The sequence below is a fragment of the Flavobacterium sp. WC2416 genome, from assembly GCF_041200095.1.
In the GTDB taxonomy this organism is placed as follows: Bacteria; Bacteroidota; Bacteroidia; order Flavobacteriales; family Flavobacteriaceae; genus Flavobacterium.
In genome coordinates this window covers 612658-638911 of the sequence record NZ_CP165626.1, presented here as the reverse complement: position 1 = coordinate 638911, position 26254 = coordinate 612658, and the positions used below count along the sequence as shown (strand labels likewise).

At 34.9% G+C, this 26254-nt stretch carries 17 protein-coding genes; 13 read left to right on the top strand and 4 right to left on the bottom strand.

Annotation, left to right across the window (positions count from 1 at the left end; genetic code table 11):
* Positions 1-113: 113 nt before the first annotated feature.
* From AB3G39_RS02760 to AB3G39_RS02705, 12 genes are all read left to right on the top strand, one after another.
* The gene (locus AB3G39_RS02760; protein ID WP_367756025.1) at positions 114-770 is read left to right on the top strand and encodes an aspartate kinase; all 657 of its coding nucleotides are present in this window, start codon (positions 114-116) and stop codon (positions 768-770) included.
* Positions 771-1045: 275 nt separating this feature from the next.
* On the top strand, positions 1046-1609 hold the full coding sequence (locus AB3G39_RS02755) for an RNA polymerase sigma factor (protein ID WP_367772613.1): 564 nt from the start codon (positions 1046-1048) through the stop codon (positions 1607-1609).
* A 237-nt stretch (positions 1610-1846) separates the two neighbouring features.
* A complete protein-coding gene (locus AB3G39_RS02750; protein WP_367772615.1) occupies positions 1847-3016 on the top strand; it encodes a FecR family protein in 1170 nt (389 codons plus the stop codon).
* A gap of 128 nt (positions 3017-3144) precedes the next feature.
* Positions 3145-6408 carry a TonB-dependent receptor gene (locus AB3G39_RS02745; protein WP_369765958.1) on the top strand — a complete coding sequence of 1088 codons (3264 nt, stop codon included), beginning with the start codon at positions 3145-3147 and terminating at the stop codon, positions 6406-6408.
* 15 nt (positions 6409-6423) lie between these two features.
* Positions 6424-7911: a RagB/SusD family nutrient uptake outer membrane protein gene (locus AB3G39_RS02740; RefSeq protein ID WP_369765957.1), complete on the top strand. Its 1488-nt coding sequence runs from the start codon at positions 6424-6426 to the stop codon at positions 7909-7911.
* A gap of 15 nt (positions 7912-7926) precedes the next feature.
* Positions 7927-9006 carry a SusE domain-containing protein gene (locus AB3G39_RS02735; protein ID WP_367772621.1) on the top strand — a complete coding sequence of 360 codons (1080 nt, stop codon included), beginning with the start codon at positions 7927-7929 and terminating at the stop codon, positions 9004-9006.
* A gap of 127 nt (positions 9007-9133) precedes the next feature.
* Positions 9134-10516: an alpha-amylase family glycosyl hydrolase gene (locus tag AB3G39_RS02730; protein WP_369765955.1), complete on the top strand. Its 1383-nt coding sequence runs from the start codon at positions 9134-9136 to the stop codon at positions 10514-10516.
* Between the two features lie 318 nt (positions 10517-10834).
* Positions 10835-12994, top strand: coding sequence for a glycoside hydrolase family 97 protein (locus tag AB3G39_RS02725; RefSeq protein WP_367772625.1), 2160 nt, complete (start codon positions 10835-10837; stop codon positions 12992-12994).
* Between the two features lie 100 nt (positions 12995-13094).
* The gene (locus tag AB3G39_RS02720; protein ID WP_369769670.1) at positions 13095-15884 is read left to right on the top strand and encodes a gliding motility-associated C-terminal domain-containing protein; all 2790 of its coding nucleotides are present in this window, start codon (positions 13095-13097) and stop codon (positions 15882-15884) included.
* A gap of 17 nt (positions 15885-15901) precedes the next feature.
* A complete protein-coding gene (locus AB3G39_RS02715; protein WP_367772629.1) occupies positions 15902-16789 on the top strand; it encodes a type IX secretion system membrane protein PorP/SprF in 888 nt (295 codons plus the stop codon).
* A 243-nt stretch (positions 16790-17032) separates the two neighbouring features.
* Positions 17033-18850 (top strand): alpha-amylase family glycosyl hydrolase, encoded by a 1818-nt coding sequence (locus tag AB3G39_RS02710; protein ID WP_369765953.1) that lies wholly within the window; start codon positions 17033-17035, stop codon positions 18848-18850.
* A 9-nt stretch (positions 18851-18859) separates the two neighbouring features.
* Positions 18860-19099 carry a T9SS type A sorting domain-containing protein gene (locus tag AB3G39_RS02705; RefSeq protein ID WP_369766257.1) on the top strand — a complete coding sequence of 80 codons (240 nt, stop codon included), beginning with the start codon at positions 18860-18862 and terminating at the stop codon, positions 19097-19099.
* Between the two features lie 94 nt (positions 19100-19193).
* On the opposite strand, the gene AB3G39_RS02700 is transcribed toward AB3G39_RS02705, so the two are convergent.
* From AB3G39_RS02700 to AB3G39_RS02685, 4 genes are all read right to left on the bottom strand, one after another.
* A complete protein-coding gene (locus AB3G39_RS02700) occupies positions 19194-19961 on the bottom strand; it encodes an SDR family NAD(P)-dependent oxidoreductase (protein ID WP_369752814.1) in 768 nt (255 codons plus the stop codon).
* 100 nt (positions 19962-20061) lie between these two features.
* The gene (locus AB3G39_RS02695; protein WP_369765952.1) at positions 20062-20991 is read right to left on the bottom strand and encodes a helix-turn-helix domain-containing protein; all 930 of its coding nucleotides are present in this window, start codon (positions 20989-20991) and stop codon (positions 20062-20064) included.
* Positions 20992-21096: 105 nt separating this feature from the next.
* On the bottom strand, positions 21097-24471 hold the full coding sequence (gene mfd, locus AB3G39_RS02690) for a transcription-repair coupling factor (protein ID WP_369765951.1): 3375 nt from the start codon (positions 24469-24471) through the stop codon (positions 21097-21099).
* Positions 24464-25066: a hypothetical protein gene (locus AB3G39_RS02685; RefSeq protein ID WP_369765950.1), complete on the bottom strand. Its 603-nt coding sequence runs from the start codon at positions 25064-25066 to the stop codon at positions 24464-24466. The genes mfd and AB3G39_RS02685 overlap by 8 nt, the downstream gene beginning before the upstream one ends.
* Positions 25067-25291: 225 nt before the next feature.
* On the opposite strand from AB3G39_RS02685, the gene AB3G39_RS02680 reads away from it, so the two are divergent.
* Positions 25292-26245 (top strand): L-threonine 3-dehydrogenase, encoded by a 954-nt coding sequence (locus tag AB3G39_RS02680; protein WP_369765949.1) that lies wholly within the window; start codon positions 25292-25294, stop codon positions 26243-26245.
* The last annotated feature ends 9 nt before the right edge of the window (positions 26246-26254 follow it).

Sequence of the window (26254 nt, the reverse complement as noted above, 5' to 3'; positions counted from 1 at the left end):
TTTTATCATGTTATATTTGTAACAAATTGTTTTTTATTTATATTTGTAGCGATTTTTGACACAACAACTAACTAAACTAACTACTAAAACTAAGTAAAAACACCTAATTTATTATGAAAACCGTTTCTTCAATTGTAGAAAATTACATTAAAACAAAGCCATTTTTATTAAATGCTTTATCACTTGGGATAATCAACTTAACCTCATTATCCCGAAATATCATGTCCGAATTGGAAAGTGAATTTGGAAAAGAAGTTAAACAAGGAGCCATCGTAATGTCACTAAAAAGACTGACCGAAGAATTAGACTTCCGATTAAATCACAAAATCAATAAAGTAATAAAAAACATTGGAGAGATTACGGTTCGATCTGCTTTGACTGACTATACTTTTGCAGTATCAGAAACTGTTTTAAATAAACAAGCTGAATTAATCTCGGATATCAATGCATTGCCCGATGTTTTTTATACCTCATCAAGAGGTGTAAATGAAATTAACATTGTAATAAGCAACAGTGTAAATCAATTAGTTGACAAGCATTTTGTAAGTGAAAAATTGATTCAAAAACTAGACAATTTAGCTTCTATAACGGTAAAATTACCAAAAGAGAATATTGTAATTCCAGGTATTTACTATTTCATTTTTCAACGTTTGGCTTGGGAAGGAATTATAATCAACGAGGTGATTTCTACTTCTAATGAATTTACCATTTTAGTAAGCGAAGAGCAAGTTGATGTTGCTTTTAAAGTAATAAAAGATTTGAAGAATTAATCCTTTCAAATTGTATATTTTCAAGCTTCCAGTCTTAAAAAAGGTTGGAAGCTTTTTTAATTCACACTTATTTTTGGGCTCAGCTTAATTCCGTTTTCAATTAAAAATTAACTACTTATCACCAAATTTTGAATAAAAAATTATAAATAGATTTTTACTTAAAGAAATCAATGAGAATATTATTTTTATATATTTGCTAATTCATCAGACAATTAAGAGGCTAGAATTGAGAGTGTGCTATTTTAATCTTATAAAAATTAAGGGTAATACAATTAATGTCAGAAACAAAAAACTATAGCGATCAATTATTAGTTAGTGAACTCAAAAACAACAACGAAAAAGCCTTTCGTTCCCTTTTTGATCATTACCATCAAGATATCTATGGGTATAGTATTAGCCTACTTAAATCAAAAGAATTAGCTGAAGAAAATGTTCAAGAAGTATTTTTAAAAGTGTGGCTACATCGTGAAAATCTAAATTTAGAGCAATCCTTTAAATCGTATTTGTTCACTATTGCCAGAAATCAAGCCTTTAATATTTTGAATAAAGCGGCCAATGATGTCCTTCTAAAAGAAGAAATTTTCTACAAAAGCCAAAAATCACATGAACAAGGTGATTATTCTATTCGAGAAGACGACTGCAAAAAACTCAAAAAACAAGCCATTAAACAATTGCCTCCCAAGCGCAAGCAAATTTTTAAAATGTCACGAAAACAAGGCAAAACGTATGAAGAAATTAGCCATGAATTAGGGATATCAGTAAATACTGTAAAAAGCCAAATGAGCAAAGCACTTGAATCAATGCGGCTATTTTTAAAAGGCCATGATGGGATTTTATGATACGCTTTAACTATTTTTCTCTCAATCACTCTTTATGGGTGATTTTTTTTGGCTTTTTTTAAAAAAAATAAAACATCACTAAATGAATGTAAGTAACTTTTAATCAACTACTTATATTCAATATTTTTGTGCTATTTAAATTATTTTATGTTAAAATTAAAAAAATTACAACGTTTGAGTAGTAGTCAACTCCACTTCAACTGTATAATATAGTACCGGAACAAAAAACTACTTGAAATGAATGAAAATTCAGAATTACAAAAATTACTTCATAAATTTATTTTAAACCAATGCAATGTGGAGGAAAGTAATGAAGTTGTTGCCTATTATCGAAAAAACAATCTCACAACTGATTTTCCAACAGTTGACGACATAAAAATTTTGCTGGCTGAAACTCCTCAAATGGATTCATCAACAGCAGATAAAATTTTCTCAAATATTCTATCTCAAACAAAAGAAACGGAAGCAGTTACTGTTGAAACCAAAAAGATTCCAATTCTAAAATACCTTTCAATTGCAGCAACAATTCTTGTTATATTGTCTATTGGATGGTCCTATCAACATACTCTTTTAATTGAAAAAAAGGCGCAAATACTAAATGGTGATGAAATCACCCTCCAATTAGCTAACGGTGATGTTCAAATTATTTCTGGTACTAAAAAAACTCAAGTTACGGACTCAGAAGGAAATGTAGTAGCAAGTCACAATGGAAATAAAATTGCGTACGATACCGAAACCTCTTTAGAAAAACTAGTTTACAACACCATTAAAATACCATATGGAAAACGATTCGAATTGGAATTGTCTGATGGAACTATTGTACACCTGAATTCAGGAACCACACTTAAATACCCTGTGAAATTTATTGCTAGTGAAAACCGTCAAGTCTTTCTAGATGGAGAAGCTTTCTTTGATGTTACAAAAGACAAAAAACACCCTTTTGTTGTTAATGCTAATAATTTAAACGTTCGTGTTTTAGGAACACATTTTAATGTTTCTAGCTATCCTGAAGATGCTGTAACTGACGTTGTTTTGGTAGAAGGTTCTGTTGGACTTTATACTACAAACGAGAAATTTGACGCCAATAAAAACACTATTCTTAAACCAGGATATAAAGGTAGTTTTAATAAAAAAGACAGCCATATTGAAACAAAAGCAGTCAATACTGACATTTATACTGCCTGGATGGAAGGACGATTGAGTTTTAAAAATATGAGTTTTACTGATATAACAAAAAAATTAGAAAGACACTACAATGTTACTATTGTGAACCACAACAAGAAATTGGCTAATGAGAAGTTTTATGCCAGTTTTGGTGATGAGCCAATAGAAAAAGTACTGAGCTACTTTAATGACCTTCACGGCATTAATTACACGATAAAAGACAATGAGATATTAATTAAATAACAACTAAAAACCAAATAAAAATGACGAGTTAACCATTATGCATAAAAAAATCGGAAAGAGCTGCGAACAATTTCCGATTGAATAAGTGATTGAACCTAACTGATTAAATACAATCGATTTACAAAATTATGAAAAAAAAACCAAAGAATAGTGGGATACAATTCCCATTGTTCCAAAACAACCTAAAATTGAAACTAACTACGCTACTTCTTTTAGTTGTCATGTTTAATATCCGAGCGAATACTTATGCCCAAAAAACAAAAGTAAGTTTAGAATTAAACAATACAACAGTTGAAACGGTTATTGAAACCATTGAGCAAAAAACAGATTTTAGATTTATTTACAAAATGAATGATATCGATTTAAATCGAATCATCTCTATTCGTGTAAAAGATCAAACAATTGATGTAGTTTTAGACAAACTGTTCAAAGGAACAGGTACCGATTTTAAAGTTAGAGAAACTCAAATTATTTTGAAAAAACCTCTAATTGAAAAAACGGATCAGACTTTTTATTTAAAAAAGACTATAAAAGGTAAAGTATCCGATGAAAATGGTATGCCTCTTCCAGGTGCCTCGATCATGGAAGAAAAAACCAAAAAAGTAGTAGTCACAGATATCAATGGAAACTTTGAAATTGATGTTGAAAACAGTGACGCTATAATCATAATAAGCTATATAGGTTATAAAGAGAAAAGAGTCTCTGCAAACCAAGATAATAGTGTAATTCAACTTTTTCCAGATACAACTACCTTAGAAGAGATTGTAGTGGTAGGTTATGGAACTTCATCGAGAAAAGATGTTACTGGTGCTGTATCTTCTATAGCTGCAAAAGACATGAATCAGGGTGCTGTTGTCAACCCATTGCAATTAATTTCGGGAAAATTGGCTGGGGTTAATATTACACAAACAGGAAGTGAACCAGGTTCAGCTCCTAGTGCTAGAATACGAGGAATCTCTTCTTTAATTGGGGGAAATGATCCTTTGGTAGTTGTAGATGGAGTTCAAGGAAATATGGATTTATTAAACCAAATTCCACCTAGCGAAATTGCCTCTATGGATATATTAAAAGATGCCTCAGCAACTGCCGTTTATGGTTCTAGAGGAGCTGCGGGAGTAATCATTGTTACTACAAAGAAAAACAAAGCAGGAAGAACATCCGTCGAATATTCTGCTTCAACAGCTATCGATTATATTCCAAAAAAATTAGACATGTTGAATGCTGACCAATGGTGGCAACAAGCTCAATTAGTTGGCGTTCCTGCTTCGGCAAATCATGGTTCAGATACAGACTGGTATGGTATTCTTACCAAAGGTGGTGCTACACAAACTCACACTTTATCATTTGGCGGAGGAACAGATAAATTTAGCTATAGAGCTTCGATCAGTGCTATTTTACAGGATGGTGTTGTAATTAATACCAGCAATAAAAAATACATTGGAAGAATTCAAGCTACGCAATCCGCAATGGATGATAAATTGAAATTGACTTTTAATTTGAATAGTGGGGTTACTAATGCCGTTAACAGTATTGGTAGCATTGGTAGAGCTGCATTTACTTCAAATTTGATCACTAATGCGTATGTAATGCGTCCTACTGATCCCGTTTATAATACAAATGGTAGTTATTTTACAGACCCAAATGTATTCCAATACTTGAATCCTTATGCTGCTGCACAAACAGTGACCAATGAAGGGCAATATGATAATTTGTTTGGAAGCCTTAAAGCCGATTTAGATTTATACAAAGGGTTAACAGCTGGTTGGTTTGGAAGTTGGAGAAAAACAAATAGTACAAATGGGTACTATCTTCCTGCGGAATCAACTAATGCTTATGCGGTGGATCAAAATGGGTATGCGAACATAAGCAACAACAAGCAAAATGAAAAATTAATGAATATTAGTCTTTCATACAAAAAAGTGTTTGGAGACCATAGTATTAATGCATTAGCCTTGTATGAATGGCAAAATCAGGCCTACCAAGGTAATTTTGCTCAAGCCAAAGGTTTTATCAATGACATTGCAACTTATAATGCTTTGCAACTAGGTGACTTATCTAAAGTGCAACCTGGTGATATCTCATCCTATAAAAATGACCGAACACTAGTTTCCTTTTTGGGGCGTGTGAATTACTCTTTTTTAAACCGATATTTATTTACAGCTAGTTTTAGAAGAGATGGTTCATCTGTATTTGGTGTAAATAATAAATGGGGAGATTTCCCATCGGCTTCGGTTGCTTGGCAAATAGACAAAGAGCCTTTTATGGCCAATCAAACTATTTTTAGCGAATTAAAATTACGTGGAGGATATGGAGTTACAGGTAATCAACAAGGATTATATCCACAAAACTCTATCTCACTTGTGGGTGGATCTGGAGTAACTTATTTTGGAGGTCAACAAATCACCAATTTCAATGTAATCCAAAATGCCAATGCCGATTTACGTTGGGAGACAAAAAAACAAACCAATATTGGTTTAGATTTTGGTCTTTTCGACAACAAAGTAAGAGGAAGTATTGATGTATTTACAGCAACTACCGATAATCTTTTATTTGATTATACCGTTCCACAACCTCCTTTCCCATATAATACAATCAAAGCAAATGTTGGAAGTTTATTAAACGAAGGATTGGAAATTGCAATTGGTTATGATTTAATAAAAACCGACAACACAACACTTACCCTTGCTGGGAATGTGTCTTTCTTAAGAAATAGAATATTGAACCTTAGCGGAAGTATCAATGGTGTACCATTAAACACGAATAATGTTCCTTGGGGACCAAGTTCTTACTTAATTGAAGGACAACCTATAGGTACGTTTAATATCTTACATCATACAGGTAAAGACAATGAAAATTCGGAAACAGTGCTTGATGTTGATGGAAACGGTATTATTGATCAAGGAACTACTAGTCCAGACCGCTTAATACAAGGTTCTGCATTACCAACTTACACCTATGCATTCAACCCCTCTTTTCAATATAAAAACTTAGATGTCTCTATGTTATGGAGAGGATCAGGTGGAAACAAAATTTACAATGGCCTTAAATCAAATTTAAGTTACCTAGAAAATATTGGTAAATCAAACGTGTTGGAAAGCGCTATTCCTTTAGGGTTATTTACTTCAAAATATGGTTCTGACTTATGGCTTGAAGATGGTTCTTTTTTACGATTAGAAAATGTAACTGTAGGCTATAACTTTCATTTTGAAAAAGTAAAATATATTGAATCTGTTCGACTTTCTCTTACTGGAAATAACTTATTGCTAATTACACCGTATTCAGGAATTGATCCCGAATTAAATTTGAGTGGTGGTAATGGTTTTGGTGGCGACAATGGTATTTACCCTCGTACCCGAAGTTTTGCCTTTGGATTAAATGTAAAATTTAAATAGTAAAAGAAAATGAAAATGAAAAATATATTGATAGCAGGAAGCATTTGTTTCCTTTTTCTATTCGGATGTACGAACATAGATGAAAATGTATATGATAAATACTCCGCAGACGATTTTTACGGCTCTGCTCAAGGTGCCGATGTAGCGCTGGCTAGTGTTTATGCACAAGTTGGCGGTAATTGGGATGGTGTAGGTTATGCTGGGGCTGATAGAGGTTGGTATGACTTAAACAGTTTCAGTTCAGATGAGCAAGTAATTCCTCATAGAACAACGGGTGATTGGGAATTGGATTTTGCTCGTTTATACAAACACGAATGGTTGCCTACGGATTCTTTTATAAATAACACTTGGAAATGGTTGTACAAATCTATTTTCAATGCCAATTTGGCCGTTAATCAATTAGAAAAATCCAATGCCGAACCTTCAAAAATTGCTGAAGCCAAAGTATTGAGAGCCTTTTTCTATTATTTACTAATAGATGATTTTGGTAATGTTCCTTTTTATACAGACAACAATATTACTGTAGATCAAATCCCTCAATCTAGTCGTAAAGAGGTATATGATTTTGTAGTAAAAGAACTTACCGAAAATGTAGAAACCCTTTCAAGCACTAAAGGCGGTAACTATTACGGAAGATTCAATAAATGGGCAGGTTATACTTTATTAGCCAAAGTTTATTTGAATGCACAAGTATACACTGGAACTCCTGAATGGGAAAAATGTTTGGCTGCTTGCGATAAAGTAAGCGAAGGAGGATTTTCTCTGCATTCAGGTGCTGCCGATGCTTCTAGCCCTCTAGGTAACAAATATTATGAATTATTTGGTGATGTCCTTCCAGATGATGAAACGATCCTATCTATTTTCGTTACTGCAAATGTAGTTTCCCGTAACATTTTTACTATTCGTAGTTTGAATGGTCCAGATGCTAATACATTATTTGGAACTAGTGGTTGGAATGGAACTATTGTCCCAAAGGATTTCTTCTTGAAATATGCTGACCAAGACATTCGTAAAAAACAATTCCGTTATGGAGATCAAGGTGGTGGAGTTAATTATTCTATAGACGTCGCTTCACTTGACAATCCTGGGGCAGCACCACAAGCTGGTGTTCGTGATACTAAATTTTACCCTGTGACACCTATGGATGGTGGTGGTGCATCAAATGACTTTCCTATCTATCGCTATGCCGATGTGTTATTAATGAAAGCAGAATGCAATGTAAGATTAGGTAACCCTACAGCTGCCAAACCATTTATCGATCAAATAAGACAACGTGCTGGTCTTGGAATATTAGCTGCAAATCCAACATTAGATGATATTTATAATGAAAGAGGATTTGAGTTAAACTGGGAAGGACATAGAAGACAAGACATGATTCGTTTTGATAAATTTTCATTAGCAAACGATTTTAGAGGCGTTTCTGCAGATTACCGAAAATTATTCCCTATACCTACCGTAGCATTAGATGCTAACAAGGGACTAAAACAAAATACAGGTTACTAACACATAGAAACTATTATGAAAAAATATATAAACAAGATATTCGCACTTTGCACCTTACTTTTCTTAGGTGCATCTTGTGAAAATGATGCCGTACTTACTACTTTAAAAACAGTAAGTTTTTCTGCCCCAATAGAAGCTTCGTCTAGCACTATTGTCCTTTCATCAGAAAACGAAAATCTATCTGTAGTCACTATTTCTTGGCCTACAGTAGTATTTCCTGTAAACGCTCCTGTAACTTATGCTTTGGAATTTGATGTTCCCGCAGATGCTGTTGGCGCTACAGCTTGGTCAAAAGCAGTTCGTGTTGAGGCAGGAGTTGATGTGCTAAGTAAAGCTTTCTCAGGAAGCGATTTTAATAAAATGGCTATCAAACTAGGACTTCCCGTTGATGAATCAGGAAAAATAGTTGTTCGTGTAGTATCCACTTTAGACAGAACTATCTATTCCGATGCAATTGAATTAACTGTAACTCCTTTTGCAAAAGCAGTCGTTTTTGGAGAAATTTACATGCCCGGAAGTTACCAAGGTTGGGATATAAATACAGCAGCATCTTTAACAGCAATTAATGCAGGTATTTATCAAGGATATGTTACGATTCCGGCAGGTGCTGGCTTAGGATTTAAACTTAACACCAATAGAAACTGGGATCAATTTTATGGTGCTGGCGCAACTAATGATGTATTAGTTGACCATAGTGATGCTGATTTTTTAATGCCTCAAGCTGGTTCTTTTCAAATTAATGTCAATCTAAATACAGCAAAATGGAAAGCTACGCCCTATACTTGGGGAATTGTAGGTGATGCTACAGCTGGAAGTTGGGACAATTCTACAAATATGTCTTTTAATCACCAACTAAAACAATGGGAGATTACAAGTGATTTGAAAGTTGGAAATGTAAAATTCAGACTTAATAATGCTTGGACTATTAATTATGGTCCAAAAAATAATGATGATGGGATAGTTTATTTAGATGACCCAGGAGCACATTATATATCAGAAGCAGGGACCTATAAAATAACATTTAAAATAGATGATATTGATCCCGCAACTAATGGATATCCTCCAACGGCTACCTATACAGTTACAAAAATCTAAAAACAAAATATTCGTTTAGCATTAAAAGATGTAGTTTATCTATTTAAAAATGGAGCTCCTAATTACAAAATGGAGCTCCTGTTTTCATCGCTATGTGCAATACGTTTATTATTAAAATCAAAAAAAAATGAAATTATATATCAACATCGTTTTTATACTTGTCTTTAGTTCGGTACTCGCTTCATGCAGTTCTTCGGATAATGAGCCAAATCCAGCATCAGTATATCCACAATACGGAACCCGTTTTGAAAAAATGCCTAAAAAGGAAGATGCCGTAATTTATCAGGTAAACATTCGTGCCTTTAGTGAAGCAGGAACTCTAAAAGGAGTTCAAGAAAAACTAACTACTATTCAAGAACTTGGAGTTAATGTTATTTATTTAATGCCTATTTATCCAGTGGGTATAGTGCGATCTTCTGGCGGATTAGGATCTCCATATTCTGTTAAAGATTACAAAGCAGTAAATACTGATTTTGGAACTTTGGAAGACCTACGCGTTTTAGTAGAAGAAGCCCACAAAAAAAATATGGCAGTTATTTTGGACTGGGTTGCTAACCATACTTCATGGGATAATGGTTGGATTACTGCTCATCCAGATTGGTACCAAAAAGATGCTAGCGGAAATATTATTATTCCTCCAGGAACTAATTATAATGATGTAGCACAACTAGATTTTACAAATACTGAAATGCGTGCCGCTATGATTGATGCCATGTCCTACTGGGTATACAGTGCAAACATAGATGGTTTTAGATGTGATTATGCTGATTTTGTACCTCAAAATTTTTGGTCAGAAGCTATTACAGCATTAAGAAAAATTAAGAAAAATCAAACCATATTGATGCTTGCAGAAGGTTCAAAAGTGAGTCAATTTGCTGCTGGTTTTGATTTTACTTTTGGATTTAATTTCTTCAGTGCTATTGAAAAAGTTTTTGGCGAAAGCAAATCAGCAACTACTCTACAAGATTCGAATGCTATAGAATATGCTAATAATTACAATCATGAAAATAAAGTGGTAAGGTATACAAGCAATCATGATGTCAACCTTTCTGATGGTACCCCTTTAGAGTTATTTGGTGGAAAAAAAGGATCTATTGCCGCATTTGTAGTTGCAGCATACATGAATTCTATACCTATGATTTATAATGGGCAAGAAGTAGGGTACAACAAAAGAATTGATTATTTTAATCGTACCCCTATTGACTGGAGTACAGCTGATTTAGATATGCTAGCCGAATACAAGAAAATCATAGCTTTTAGAAATTCTAGCAATGCCATTAAAAAAGGAACTTTTAAAGGATATAGTAGTGATGCGGTAAGTGCATTTACCATGGAAACAGATACTGAAAAAGTTTTTGTACTAGCTAACCTAACTTCTTCAGCAGTTAATTACACGATTCCTGTTTCATTATCAAAAATGTCATGGAAAGATGGATTTACTGGAGCTGCCCTATCCGCAACTACTGAAATAAGTTTATTGCCCTATGAATATAAGGTATTGAAAAACTAATCTAAAAACTAGTTTTTGGTAACATCGGTTAGCCAAAAAACGACTCTATTATTGGCGAAAACACAAAGGCATAAAAGATTTAATTCATATCACTTTCTTGTTTATAAGTAATTTGATTCTTTTTTTAAATTTTAAATACTTCGAAACTATTTGCCTTTGTGTGTTGTGTCTATTCGAAAATTATTAAGGAGGGACTAAAATCCACTCCTAAGCTGCTGGGAAAATTCAATGGGAACTTTTCGCACTCCTCCTACGCATTCAAAAGAGATTTTTAATACAACCAGAATTGCATTCTCTATTAATTAAAAAAATAAAAAAATGACCTTTAAACTTAAAAAAACAAATCTACATCAGTTGTTTTTATTTATTTTCCTTGCTCCTTTTTTGGTACAAGCACAAGAAATAAATTCACCTAATAAGAATCTTGTTCTAAAATTTGAACTTGTAGCAAATGGTGTTCCTTCTTATCAATTATCTTATAAAGGAAAACCTGTAATCAAGCCTAGTACTTTGGGATTAGAAATAAAAGATGTGCCTTCGTTTATGGATGGCTTTTCCATTACTAATACGGAACAAAAATCAGTTGATGATTCTTGGAACCCAGTTATGGGTGAGGAAAAAACCATTCGCGACAACTACAACGAATTGGTAGTTACTTTGGCACAAGCCAAAAACAACAATCGTTTCATCCGAATTCGCTTTCGTTTGTTCAATGATGGATTGGGGTTTAGATATGAATTTCCAAAACAAAATGATCTTAATTATTTTGTAATCAAAGAAGAACATACCGAATTTCAATTGGCTGGAGACCATAAAATTTTCTGGATTCCAGGAGATTATGACACCAATGAATATGCGTATACCACATCAAAGATTTCAGAAATTCCTTCCTTGATGAAAAAAGCTACCGTTGAAATTAATTCACAATGGCCTATAAAAAATCTAGCTGTACAAACCCCATCGATGATGAAATCTTCGGATGGTTTATACATCAATATTCACGAGGCTGCATTGATTAATTACCCAGCGATGTCTTTAAACGTTGATGCAAACACTTTTAAAATGAGCAGTCATCTTACGCCTGATGCAGTTGGAAATAAAGGATACATGCAAACGGATACACAAACGCCTTGGAGAACAATCGTAGTAAGCGATAAAGCCACTGATATTTTGGCTTCAAAACTGATCTTGAACCTCAACGAACCCACTGCTTACAAAGATGTTTCATGGATAAAACCAGTGAAATACATTGGAATTTGGTGGGAATACTTCGTGGCTGGAAAAAGCACATGGGCGTATGGGAAAGAGAACAATGTGAAGCTTGGCCAAGATTTTACTAAGCTTACACCAAATGGAAAACACGGCGCAACAACAGAACATGCCAAAGAATATATTGATTTCGCTGCAAAAAATGGATTTGATGCCATCCTTATCGAAGGATGGAATGTAGGTTGGGAAGATTGGATTAACAATTGGAAAGAAGAAGTTTTTGATTTCACAACTGCCTATCCTGATTTTGATGTAAAAGCAGTTCATGAATACGCTGCCTCAAAAGGGGTAAAGATTATCATGCACCACGAAACTTCGGGAGCTGCAACAAACTACGAACGCCGTTTAGATCGTGCTTTTCAGTTTATGAATGATAACGGATATGATGCTGTAAAAACAGGATATGTAGGGAAAATTATTCCGCGTGGTGAACACCATGACGGACAATGGATGGTAAATCATTACATACATGTTGCAGAGCGTGCCGCCGATTATAAAATTATGATCGACAGCCACGAAGCAGTTCGCCCTACGGGATTAAACCGTACCTATCCAAACTGGGTTGCTCAAGAATCAGCTCGAGGAACGGAGTTTGAAGCCATGGGAGGATTAGCTCCAGAACACACCACTATTTTACCATTTACTCGCTTGATGGGTGGGCCAATGGATTATACACCCGGTATTTTTCAAACGGATCTTACGTATTACAAAACAGGTGGGAATCAACGTGTCAACACTACATTGGTAAAACAACTGGCTTATTATGTGACGATGTACAGCCCGTTGCAAATGGCAGCTGATATTCCGGACAATTACAATCGTTTTCCTGATGCTTTTCAGTTTATAAAAGATGTTGCAGTAGACTGGGACAATAGTTATATCCTAGAAGCAGAGCCTGGAGATTACATTACTATTGCCCGAAAAGCAAAAGGGAAAAATGAATGGTTCGTAGGAGGAATCACTGATGAAAATTCAAGAACGGCAACTATTGCTTTTGACTATTTACCAAAAGGAAAAAAATTCATAGCAACTGTTTATGCAGATGCTAAAGATGCTAGTTGGAATGAAAAACCACAAAATTATACGATTCAAAAAATCATAGTGACTTCAAAAAGTGTTTTGAAACAATACATTGCTCCTGGTGGAGGGACTGCCATCAGTATTAAAGAAGGGGATGCTTCAGAAATGAAGGGATTGAAAAAACTGTAATTTGAACAACAACAAGCCCTATTACAAAATCTTCTTTTAGTAATAGGGCTTATTAAACAACATCACAAAAACCACGATTATTAACTAAAACCAAAAAACCATGAAAAAGAAATTACTCTTTTTTATTATTTGTCTATTGACAATCTCTTTTGCAAATGCAAAAAAGCCACCACTTCATTCAGTTGAAAAACAGAATGCAGTTTTTCTAACCGTCAGCATCTTTGGAGACGCCACTCCAGGTGCTTGGGTAACGGATACCGATATGACTACCACAGATGGAATTACGTATACGCTCAATGGTGTAGCTTTAGTTCCTGGTGCTTTAAAATTTAGAGGAAATCACGCTTGGACATTACCCTACAACTGGGGTGGAACTGCTTTTCCTTCGGGAACTGCAGTAGTAGATGCTGATCCTATAACAGTGCCAACCGCTGGTACTTACAATATTACTTTTAACATTGAAACTGCTGTTTATTCGATTGCGATTCCAACAGTAAACCATCCAATAATCAGTATTTTTGGAGACGCTACTCCGGGTGCTTGGGTAACGGATACCGATATGGTTACCACCGATGGAATTACGTATACGCTCAATGGTGTAGCTTTAGTTCCTGGTGCTCTAAAATTTAGAGGGAATCACGCTTGGGACTTGCCTTATAACTGGGGTGGAACTGACTTCCCTTCAGGAACTGCCGTTGTTGATGCTGATCCTATAACAGTGCCTACAGCTGGTACTTACAATATTACTTTTAACATTGAAACTGCTGTTTATTCGATTGCGATTCCAACAGTAAACCATCCAATAATCAGTATTTTTGGTGACGCCACTCCAGGTGCTTGGGTAACGGATACCGATATGACTACCACAGATGGAATTACGTATACGCTCAATGGTGTAGCTTTGGTTCCTGGTGCTTTAAAATTTAGAGGAAATCACGCTTGGGACTTGCCTTATAACTGGGGTGGAACTGACTTCCCTTCAGGAACTGCCGTTGTTGATGCTGATCCTATAACAGTACCTACAGCTGGTACTTACAATATTACTTTTAACATTGAAACTGCTGTTTATTCGATTGCGATTCCAACAGTAAACCATCCAATAATCAGTATTTTTGGTGACGCCACTCCAGGTGCTTGGGTAACGGATACCGATATGACTACCACAGATGGAATTACGTATACGCTCAATGGTGTAGCTTTGGTTCCTGGTGCTTTAAAATTTAGAGGAAATCACGCTTGGACATTACCCTATAACTGGGGTGGAACTGCTTTTCCTTCGGGAACTGCCGTTGTTGATGCTGATCCTATAACAGTACCAACCGCTGGTACTTACAATATTACTTTTAACATTGAAACTGCTGTTTATTCGATTGCGATTCCAACAGTAAACCATCCAATAATCAGTATTTTTGGTGACGCCACTCCAGGTGCTTGGGTAACGGATACCGATATGACTACCACAGATGGAATTACGTATACGCTCAATGGTGTAGCTTTGGTTCCTGGTGCTTTAAAATTTAGAGGAAATCACGCTTGGACATTACCCTATAACTGGGGTGGAACTGCTTTTCCTTCGGGAACTGCCGTTGTTGATGCTGATCCTATAACAGTGCCTACAGCTGGTACTTACAATATTACTTTTAACATTGAAACTGCTGTTTATTCGATTGCGATTCCAACAGTAAACCATCCAATAATCAGTATTTTTGGTGATGCGACTCCAGGTGCTTGGGTAACGGATACCGATATGGTTACCACCGATGGAATTACGTATACGCTGAATGGTGTAGCTTTGGTTCCTGGTGCTCTAAAATTTAGAGGAAATCACGCTTGGACATTGCCTTATAATTGGGGTGGAACTGCTTTCCCTTCAGGAACTGCTGTTGTTGATGCTGATCCTATAACAGTGCCAACCGCTGGTACTTACAATATTACTTTTAATAAAACGACAGCAGAATATAGTATTTTAATCCCTTCAGCACCAAGTAAATTAACTTATAATACCCCAAATATTTTTGTTTCAAATACAACAATTTCGAGCTTAGTACCATCAGTAGATGTAGGTCTTGGCAATCTTGTTTACACGGTAAATCCATCATTACCTGAAGGATTGCAATTGGACGCTGTTACTGGAATTATCAGTGGAACACCAACAAGCATTCAATCTGCAAGTGCTTACACAGTATCTGCAACCAATAGTTATGGTTTTTCTTCCAAAACAATTAGTATAGAAATACAAGGTGTACCAACAAACCTAACTTATACAGGAGACCTTAGACTACCCATAAACATTGTAATGGAAACAGTAGTACCAACTGTAATTTCAAATCCAATTTCGACTTTTAGTATAAATCCGTCATTGCCTTTTGGCCTAATTTTAAATACTGCTAACGGAACAGTATCAGGTAGACCCACAATCGAAACTGATGTTATCAACTATACAGTAACCGCAACTAATGCAATAGGTTCTACATCAAAGAGCTTCTCTATCGAAGTGTACAATGAAGACCATGATTTTGATGGAATTCTAGATGTCAATGACAATTGTCCTACAACGTATAATCAAGATCAGGCAGATATTGACCATGATGGTATTGGCGATGCTTGTGACTTAGTTGAAATAAATGTAGCCGAAGGATTTTCACCAAATGGTGATGGTAAAAATGATACTTGGTTTATAAATAATTTAATCAATCACCCCAATTCATCTGTTCGTGTTTTCAACAGCACGGGAGCTGAAGTGTATTTTTCTCCTGATTATCAGAATGACTGGAATGGAGAATACAAAAACACGGGTAAAATTGTAGCCATAGGTTCTTATTTCTATCAAATTGATTTAGGTAATGATGGTTCTATTGATCAACAAGGGTGGATTTACATTGCTAAATAATTTATAAAAAAAGTAACATGAAAAATATACATTACATATTGGCAACCACACTACTCTTAATTGGTAGTTCCGTTTTTGCCCAACAAGAAAGCTCATTTGCTTTTTACAAATACCACATGAACGTTATCAATCCTGCTTATGCAGGTGTTGATGAGCAAACCGTAATTACAAGTTCCATAAGAAATCAGTGGAGCGGAATAGCAAATGCCCCAAAAACGCAAGCCGTTTCTTTTGGAATGCCAATTGCAAATAATCTTGGCTTTGGTATCGCTGTTGTCAATTCTTCTACTTTTATAGAAAAACAAACAGCAGTAGATATTAATTTATCATATAAAGTAAAAATGAGTCAAAGCACGGATTTGTATTTGGGTATTAATGCAGGAGGTACTAATTTTAATCTAAACACAGCTGGGCTAGAACTATATTCTGTTGAATCAGATCCTGCTTTTGGTTCCATCAAAACGTTTAACCCTAACTTTGGAGCCGGTGCCCTATTAAAAAGTGAAAAATTCTATGTCTCGCTTTCGGTACCTAAATTATTACATATCCAAAACGCAAAAAATGACAATGGATATGCAACATTAGAAACTAACAAACCTAGAATTTATCTAAGCGGTGGTTATGATTTTAATCTTAATCCAGCAGGGACATTAATATTGAAACCTTCTGTTTTGGCTCGATATGCTACTGCTACACCTTTCTCAGTTGATATTAGCACGATGTTGCAAATACAACAAAACTTTGAAGTAGGTGCATTATACCGAACTGATAAAGCCTATGCTGCAATGGCTAATTTTATTCTTAACAAGAAATTCATCATTGGGTATGCTTATGAAATGAGTACGATTTCAACAATGGCTAGTGCTAAAAATACCAATGAAATTTTACTACAATATACGTTTTAAGTTCATTTTAGTTTTGTTTAAAACACCTCTTAGGAGGTGTTTTTTTTATTTCAAAATTCCTTTTTAATTAAACGTTAACATTATAATACAAACCCATTTGCATACATCTTAACAACCTTCAAAAAGGAAAGTTAATTGATTTTAATGCTAGTAACCCTATAGTGTTAATTACAGTATTGCTTGAAAAGTAAAACTCAATTAAACCGACTTTTTTTAAATTAACCAAAAAACCAAAAAAAACCAATGAAGAAAAAAACCATTTCGAGACTATTAATAAACTGTTTAAGCCAATCAAAAGAGCTACTACTTTGTTTAAATCTTTTGATTATCTTATTTACAAGCTCCATCTATGCTCAAGATCCTGCTCAGTATGGAACTCCATATACAGGAGTGCCAGATCCAAGAGATGCAACTATTTATCAAGTACATATTCGCCCTCATAGTGCGACAGGAAATTTAGCCTCAGTAACTGCTGATTTAGACCGTATCAAAGCACTCGGTATTAATGTACTGTATCTAATGCCTATTTACCCATATGGAACTGACTCTAGAAGTTCCAATTCACCGTATTGTATCAAAGAGTTTAAAACAGTAGGGGCTGAATATGGTTCTTTAACAGATTTAAGAAACCTTACTAATGCAGCTCACAGCAGAGGAATGGCTGTTATTTTGGACTGGGTTGCCAATCAAACTTCTTGGGATCATCCATGGATTACACAACATCCCGATTACTATGTTCAAAGTAACGGCGCAATTCAGCAATTAGGATCTTATCCTGATGTCGCGGCATTAAATTTTAACAGCACAGCAATGAAAACGGCTATGATTGATGCTATGCGTTATTGGGTATTTGCTGCTAATATTGATGGCTATCGCTGTGATTTTGCCGACAATTCCCCTGCTGCTTTCTGGACTCAAGCCATCAGTAATTTAAGAGGAATTAGTGCCCACAAATTAATATTTTTTGCAGAAGGAACCTTTGCACAAAATTTCACCTCCGGTTTTGACATGAATTTTGGGTTTAAATGGTATGGTGAGGCACTGAAACCCATACATACCGGCACTTCTGTTGCGCAAATTCAAACGACCACAAATACGGAATACACTTCGGCAAATGCCTCACAGCAGCTGGTTAGATATACCGCTAATCACGATACCGAAACTTCAGAAACAGCCATGAATGTTTTTGGAGGTCACGATGGAGTAATTGCAAATTTTCTGGTATCAGCTTACATGCGAGGGGTTCCTATGTTAACCAGTGGACAAGAAGTAGATTTTAATCAGGTAATTCCATGGCCGTATACCTCTGTAAAAATTAATTGGGGTAACACTACCGCAAAAAATGATTTTACTAAAATTCTAAATTTCAGAAATTCAAGCGTAGCTATAAGACGTGGCACAATGACCAATTATTCAAACACCAATGTTTGTGCTTTTACTAAAACATCAGGTAGCGAAAAAGTTATTGTTCTTACCAACCTCCGAGGTTCATCATCTACGTTTGTTGTCCCAGCAGCCATGGCAGGCTCGTATAAAGAAGTCTATTCTGGTACAACGATTAACTTGACTTCAGGAGCAACAATGACTTTGAATCCTTATCAATATCTTGTTGTCACAAACCTCTATTATTATACAATTCAAAATAGATGGAAAGGAACCTATCTCTACGATGCGGGGAATAATGTAGCCTATGGGGCAACAGTAGCAAACAATAATTATCGATGGGAAAAAGTAATGATTGATGGTCGTTACACTCAATTCAAAAACCTAGGTACAGGAGAGTTCATGCACATCGAAAATCAAACCGGTTCTGTACAATGTGGTGCAATTACGGCAGGTTGGTCGAGTGCGCAATGGACTCCAGAATATATTGATGGAACTTGGATCAGAATTAGAAATAAATGGCAGCCGGCAAGTATTGTCAATGTAGAAGGACAAACGGGAGCGGCCCAATATTCTGGTGCTCAAGACAGTTTTTATAGTGCACAATGGCAATTGAATGCTGTAGCGGCTGGAACTTCTACTTCAAAAGTATCAAATTCAAAAACTCTTTCGAATTAAGAAGACCTAATTAGTTCGATTACTATTTATCCTAATCCAGCAACCAACAATCAATTTAATATAGCCTTACCTGAATTAGAACAAAATGATATAGCAACTGTTAAAATTACTGATTTGAACGGTAAAATTGTATTTACAAAAGAGATTAATACCTCTACAATAATTAATCACAATTTAGCAACTGGTATGTATTTTATTTCAATTCATTCGAATAATTTAGACGCTACCAAAAAACTGATTATAAAATAGTTAAAAAAACTATTAACTAAAAAAAGGGTGTGTGAATTACTTTTCATACACCCTTTTATATTTTCAAAATAGTTTAGCTTATTTGAATTTATTTTTACAAATTCATTCCGCCTGAAACTTCAATTCGTTGTGCATTGACCCATTTAGCATCATCTGTACATAGAAAAGCAACTACGCTACCAATATCGTCTGGCAAGCCTACTCTTCCTAATGCTGTCATTGCAGCAATCATTTGGTTTAATTGTTCATTGTCACGAACTGCACCGCCACCAAAATCAGTTTCTATAGCTCCTGGTGCCACGATATTCACTCTTATTTTTCGTTCTCCCAATTCTTTTGCTTGGTACTTGGATAAGGTTTCTATTGCTCCTTTCATACTTGCATAAGCAGCATAACCTGGGAATGAAAAACGAGTTAATCCTGAAGAAATATTTACAATTCCACCACCGTCATTCATTACTGCTAACGCTTTTTGAGTTAGAAAAAATGCTCCTTTAAAATGAATATTAACCATGTTGTCTACTTGAGCCTCGGTAGTTGTTAAAAAACCTTCATGAACTCCCACACCTGCATTATTAACTAAAAAGTCAAATTTATCCTTATTAAAAGTGCTTTTTAAAACCGTTGTTACATTTTGAAAAAACGAATCAAAACTACTTGATTCCGCAACATTCAACTGAATTGCAACTGCCTTTTGTCCCAGTTTTTCAATTTCACCTACAACCACTTCTGCTTCTTCCTTTTTACTGTGGTAAGTCAATACTACATCAAGTCCTTTTTTAGCTAAACTTAAAGCCATTTCTTTTCCTAATCCGCGACTACCACCAGTCACTAGAGCGATTTTATTTTTTTTGTTTTCCATTTTGATTTGTTTTTATTTGATAGAACAAAATTAATACAGATGTACACTTCATCAATTGTAAATATCAATCCATAGTTTGCAAAATTCAAATCATGTCGTTTTAAACTCTAAAAGACAAAGGCGTCAATGTAGTTTGTTTTTTAAAGAAATTGGAAAAATGTGCCAGTTCCTCAAAACCCAGTGAATAGGCAATTTCGGAAATATTCCAATCGGTTTCTTTTAATAAAATCTTTGCCTCATAAATCAATCGTTCACTGATTAATTCGGTTGTAGTTTTACCTGAATTCTCTTTTAATACTTTATTCAAGTGATTGACATGAACAGCCAATCGCGCAGCAAAATCTTTGGCCGTTCTTAATTCTACTCTTTGACGTGGAGATTCAACAGGATACTGTCTTTCTAGTAATTCTACAAAAAGAGAAGCCACTCTAGCAGTCGAATTATGCTTAGAATATAAAGCAGTAACGGGTTGTAGTTTTTGTCCAAAGTGTATCAACTCCGAAACATAATTGCGAATCAAATCATATTTATACACATAATCAGAATTGATTTCTTTATGGATTTTATTGAATAACATATCAACCTCAATGACTTCTTCATCGGTCAATTGGAAAACAGGATAGCCATTTGTTTGAAAAATAGGAAGGCTATCTAATTCAATTCCAATTTTGTCCTTCGTCAAAAATTCACTGGTAAAGACACAAAAATGCCCCGACTGCTGGGTATCCTGTGGGACATAGTTATAAGGTATTTTTGGCGTAGCAAATAAAAGGGCATTCTTTTCAATTTCAATTACTTTATCAGCATACTCCACTCTATTTTTTCCTCGTATCAAACTTATTTTATAATAGGCCCTTCGATCATAAGGCATAAATGACTTTTCCTTTAATCTTTCATAAAGTTCTTTGATATTAAAAACATTGAAATGTCCTATTTCTTTTTGGATACCGTCTGGTAATAAGCTGCTCAATTCCGTACTAGCGTCTCCAGAGATTTCTTGGTAAAACTCGTCTATTGATTTTAATTTCATTGCGAATGAATTTGTAAAAATCAAATATAACAATAAAAAGCTTTCAACCTGATTACGATTGAAAGCTTTTTAATTTGTGTCTAAAAGAAGGGCTAATTTGTAATATTACTTTTCCACTCCCCCCAACATTTCCATCAATTCCAATGCTCTTCTAGTTGATTTTACATTCTCAAAAGTCAATAGCAAACGCAAACCATTTGGAGTTTGTTTTTCCTTCATTTTACAAAGACTACTTTCTTTTTGTACAAACTGCAACACTTTATGAAAACGAACCGATTGATAATAATCCGATTGTTGATCGGATACAAAATAACCAATCATCTTGCCTTGTTTCATTACTAGCTTCTCTATACCAATTCCACTAGCAATCCATTTGATTCGTATGCTGTTCATTAAAGCAATCGCTCGTGGTGGCATAGGACCAAAACGGTCAATCAATTTTTTCTGGAAAACCTGTAAATCTTCTTCGCTTTTAATCGCTCCTAATTCATTGTACAAATTAAGACGCTCACTAATATTATTAATGTATTCATCTGAAAATAATAATTCAAAATCCGTATCGATTTGAAGATCTTTTACGTATTCCTTGGTTTCTATATTATTCTCGGTAGGATATAAGTCTTTGAATTCGTTTTCTTTCAATTCCTCAATAGCTTCATTCATGATTTTTTGATAGGTATCAAAACCAATTTCGTTTATAAAACCAGATTGCTCTCCACCTAATAAATCTCCTGCACCACGAATCTCTAAATCTTTCATGGCAATATTAAATCCGCTTCCTAGTTCGCTGAATTGCTCCAAGGCCTGAATACGTTTTCTAGCATCATCAGTCATCGCTGAATATGGAGGACATATAAAGTAACAGAATGCTTTTTTGTTACTACGCCCTACTCGACCACGCATTTGATGCAAATCAGACAATCCAAAATTATTGGCATTATTAATAAAAATGGTATTCGCATTGGGAACATCTAATCCACTTTCGATGATAGTAGTTGCAACCAATACATCAAATTCTCCGTTCATGAAGGCTAACATCAATTCCTCGAGTTTTTTTCCTTCCATTTGGCCGTGACCAATACCTACTCTGGCATTAGGAACTAATCGCTGAATCATTCCAGCAACTTCCTTAATGTTTTCAATTCGATTATTAATAAAGAAAACCTGTCCGTTACGCTGAATTTCATACGAAATAGCATCCCGAATCAACTCTTCGCTAAATCCTACTACATTCGTTTCAATAGGATATCTATTAGGCGGTGGCGTTGTAATTACGGATAAATCACGCGCTGCCATCAATGAGAATTGCAAGGTTCTTGGGATAGGCGTTGCCGTTAAGGTCAACGTATCCACATTGGCTGCTATTGTTTTTAGTTTGTCTTTTACATTGACACCAAATTTTTGTTCCTCATCTACAATCAATAAACCTAAATCCTTAAAGACTACATTTTTATTGACTAATTGATGTGTTCCAATAACAATATCTAATTTTCCTTCTGCTAATAACTTTAGCGTTTCTGCTTTTTGTTTGGCTGTTCTAAAACGATTTAAGTACCCAATAGAAACTGGCATGTCTTTTAGCCTTTCGGTAAATGTTCGGTAATGCTGGTAGGCTAGAATGGTTGTAGGAACCAAAATCGCTACTTGTTTACTATTATCAACTGCCTTAAAAGCGGCACGAATCGCCACCTCTGTTTTTCCAAATCCTACGTCTCCACAAACCAACCGATCCATTGGTCGGTCGCTTTCCATATCTGCTTTTACTTCGGCTGTAGATTTAGTTTGATCCGGTGTATCTTCGTAAATAAACGAACTTTCTAATTCGTTTTGCAAATAACTATCTGGTGCAAACTGGAATCCTTTGTCGAGTCTCCTTTTCGCATACAACTGAATCAAGTTGAAGGCAATATGTTTGACTCTGGCCTTAGTTTTTTGTTTTAAAACTTTCCAAGCATTCGATCCTAATTTATAAATTTTAGGAGGTGTTCCGTCTTTACCCGTATATTTTGAGATTTTGTGTAGCGAATGAATACTCACATAAACAATATCATTATCAGCATAAACAAGCTTAATGGTTTCCTGCGTTTTTCCTTCAACCTGTATTTTTTGTAATCCACCAAAACGCCCAATACCGTGATCGATATGCGTCACATAGTCCCCAACCGACAAAGTCGTTAATTCTTTTAAAGTGATATTCTGTTTTTTCGAATAGCCATTTTTGATGCTAAATTTATGGTAGCGTTCAAAAATTTGGTGATCGGTATAACAGGCAATTTGATTTTCTTCATCAATAAAACCTTGGTACAAAGGTAAAACGATAGTGCTGTATTGTTTTCGAATATCCTCAGAATTGGCTTCGTCCAAGGTTTCAAAAATATCATGAAATCGTTTGGCTTGGGCCTCATTCGAACAAAACAAGTAATTTTTATATCCGTTAAAATGATTTTCATTCAGGTTATTTAACAACAAATCAAATTGCTTATTGAAAGACGGTTGTGGCTGAATGTGGAATTCGAATTTTTTAGTAGTTCGAAAAATGGCTTTAGAACTGAATTCTACAACCGAGAAATCTAAAGCTCTCTTGATAAAAGCCGATTGATTGAGAAACAATTGTTCTGGTGTTGCGTGCTTTATATCTTTGGATAATTTCTCAAAAGCTTCTTCAGCTTTCGCAAATTGTTTGTCTAATTGTGAAAATAAATCCTCTGTGTTTTGAATAAAAATTACCGTTTTTTCCGAAATATAATCCAAGAAACTTTCTCTGTTTTCTTGAAATACTTTATTCTCCACATTAGGGATAATGGTAATTTTTTTTTGAATTTCGATAGACAATTGTGTACCTACATCAAAGCTTCGAATACTATCTACTTCGTTACCAAAAAACTCTATTCGGTACGGATTATCATTCGAAAAAGAAAAAACATCTACAATTCCACCACGTACCGAAAACTCCCCTGGTTCCGTAATAAAATCAACCCGTTTAAATTCATATTCGAATAAAACCTCATTGATAAAGTCGATAGAAAGTTGGTCTCCAACCGCTACTTTTAGTGTGTTCTTATCTAAATCTCTGCGGGTTACTACTTTTTCAAATAGTGCTTCGGGATAACTGACAATAACAGCTGGTTTCTTGCGAGAATTGATGCGGTTCAACACCTCAGCGCGTAGCAAAACATTCGCATTATCGGTCTCTTCAATTTGGTACGGACGGCGATAGGAACCTGGATAAAATAAAACATCTTTATCGCCTATCATTTGCTCTAAATCATTCAAATAATAAGCGGCTTCCTCTTTATTATTTAATACAATTAAAAAAGGAAGTTCGGCTTTCTTGAATAAAGCTTGAATCACAAATGAAACGGCCGATCCAAGCAAACCGCTAAGATGCATTTTTACTTGATTATTTTCTTGTAAACAATCAACAATTTGTTTCGTTTTAGGCGAACTATCGTAAGTGTTGTATAGATTTTTTTTACTCAACGCGAGGGGTATTTGGGTCAATTGGGGTGTTTGGGATTGCTCTTGAAGCGTCCATCATTTGTTTTAACTCAGACTCTCCTTCTTCGACTGGAATTTTGCCTTTTTCAACAATTTTATCCATTTGTCTTTGCAAGGAACTCAGTTCATTATTTATTTCAGCAATTAAATGAATGACTTTTTGATCAGGAATATTGTCTAAATGAATGAATAAGTCTAACATACGAACTTTAGTAATCAAGGTCGAAATCCTACTTTTTATTTGAGGCTTGTTGTATTGATATGGAATATTGTTATTCAACGCCATCGCTTTCTTTGAAATGGCTGCCGATTTTTGTTGAAATGCCCCAATAGTTTTTTTGGGCTTAATGGCTAGTTCAGCCAAAAATTGACGGAACTCATTCCAAGATGCAACACTGCCTTCAGAAGCATCATTAATTGGTGTGTCATAAAAAACCCAACCTTTATTTATAGTAGAAAAAATAAGTTCTTTCTTTTTAGCTTCTTTTTCGTTTTCAGCCACTCTTTTTTGATCGTCATTTTTACATGAAGAAAGAATTAGCACCAGAAAAAAAGTATATAAAATTTTATATTTCATTGTAATTGCATTGAAGCACAAAGTTACAAAGTAAATTTATAAAAAATGACTTGAAAAGAGGAATTACAATTCAGCTTCAAACACTGCATTTTTAACACGAAAAATGCCAAAAAAATAGTTATAAAATTATGATTTTAAGTGTTTATTTATACAATTTGCAAACTCGCTTCGATGCGATTAAACTGTTTACGAAAACGTTATCTTTGTCCTTTAAATCACATTCAAATGAGTACAAAAATATTGATTATTGGAGCTTGTGGCCAAATTGGTACCGAGTTGACTCTTTCACTGAGAAAAATTTATGGAGTCGAAAATGTTATAGCGTCTGATATCAGAAAACTAAATATTGACGTTGTTAATTCTGGGCCTTTTGAAGTTATAAATGCGTTGGATTTTAACCAAATCGAGCATTTAGTAGAAATCCACAATATAACTGATGTGTATTTAATGGCTGCTTTACTATCAGCAACTGCAGAGAAAAACCCTGCATTTGCTTGGGATTTGAATATGAACTCGTTATTTCACGTTTTGAATTTGGCGAAAGCCGGAAAAATAAAAAAAATATTTTGGCCTTCTAGTATTGCCGTTTTTGGACCTACAACACCTAAAGAAAACACACCTCAATACACCATTATGGAGCCTTCAACGGTTTATGGAATAAGTAAGCAAGCTGGTGAAAGATGGTGCGAATACTACCATAATATCTTTGGAGTGGATGTACGAAGCATCCGTTATCCTGGTTTAATTAGCTGGTCATCGCCTCCAGGGGGTGGAACTACTGATTATGCTGTGGATATTTTTCACAAAGCCCTTTCGGATAAAAAATACGAATGCTTTTTATCCTCAGAAACTAAAATGCCAATGATGTATATGGATGATGCGATTGCAGCAACGATTCAAATCATGCAGGCGCCAGAAGAGGAAATCAAAATTCATTCGTCCTATAACTTGGCTGCCATGAGTTTTACACCAACAGAAATTGCAGCTGAAATCAAAAAACACATCCCAGATTTTACAATTACCTATGAACCCGACTTTCGTCAAAAAATAGCCAACAGTTGGCCTGCTAGTATTGATGACCATCAAGCTCGAGAAGATTGGGGATGGAAACACAAATATGATTTGGAAACCATGACAGTTGATATGTTAGAGAATCTAAGTAAATTAAAAGAAAAATAAAAGCATAAA

Bases quoted from the DNA above. Each gene is read 5' to 3' on its own strand.
- AB3G39_RS02760 (WP_367756025.1), top strand. From the start codon at position 114: ATGAAAACCGTTTCTTCAATTGTAGAAAATTACATTAAAACAAAGCCA.
- AB3G39_RS02755 (WP_367772613.1), top strand. From the start codon at position 1,046: ATGTCAGAAACAAAAAACTATAGCGATCAATTATTAGTTAGTGAACTC.
- AB3G39_RS02750 (WP_367772615.1), top strand. From the start codon at position 1,847: ATGAATGAAAATTCAGAATTACAAAAATTACTTCATAAATTTATTTTA.
- AB3G39_RS02745 (WP_369765958.1), top strand. From the start codon at position 3,145: ATGAAAAAAAAACCAAAGAATAGTGGGATACAATTCCCATTGTTCCAA.
- AB3G39_RS02740 (WP_369765957.1), top strand. From the start codon at position 6,424: ATGAAAAATATATTGATAGCAGGAAGCATTTGTTTCCTTTTTCTATTC.
- AB3G39_RS02735 (WP_367772621.1), top strand. From the start codon at position 7,927: ATGAAAAAATATATAAACAAGATATTCGCACTTTGCACCTTACTTTTC.
- AB3G39_RS02730 (WP_369765955.1), top strand. From the start codon at position 9,134: ATGAAATTATATATCAACATCGTTTTTATACTTGTCTTTAGTTCGGTA.
- AB3G39_RS02725 (WP_367772625.1), top strand. From the start codon at position 10,835: ATGACCTTTAAACTTAAAAAAACAAATCTACATCAGTTGTTTTTATTT.
- AB3G39_RS02720 (WP_369769670.1), top strand. From the start codon at position 13,095: ATGAAAAAGAAATTACTCTTTTTTATTATTTGTCTATTGACAATCTCT.
- AB3G39_RS02715 (WP_367772629.1), top strand. From the start codon at position 15,902: ATGAAAAATATACATTACATATTGGCAACCACACTACTCTTAATTGGT.
- AB3G39_RS02710 (WP_369765953.1), top strand. From the start codon at position 17,033: ATGAAGAAAAAAACCATTTCGAGACTATTAATAAACTGTTTAAGCCAA.
- AB3G39_RS02700 (WP_369752814.1), bottom strand. From the start codon at position 19,961: ATGGAAAACAAAAAAAATAAAATCGCTCTAGTGACTGGTGGTAGTCGC.
- AB3G39_RS02695 (WP_369765952.1), bottom strand. From the start codon at position 20,991: ATGAAATTAAAATCAATAGACGAGTTTTACCAAGAAATCTCTGGAGAC.
- AB3G39_RS02685 (WP_369765950.1), bottom strand. From the start codon at position 25,066: ATGAAATATAAAATTTTATATACTTTTTTTCTGGTGCTAATTCTTTCT.
- AB3G39_RS02680 (WP_369765949.1), top strand. From the start codon at position 25,292: ATGAGTACAAAAATATTGATTATTGGAGCTTGTGGCCAAATTGGTACC.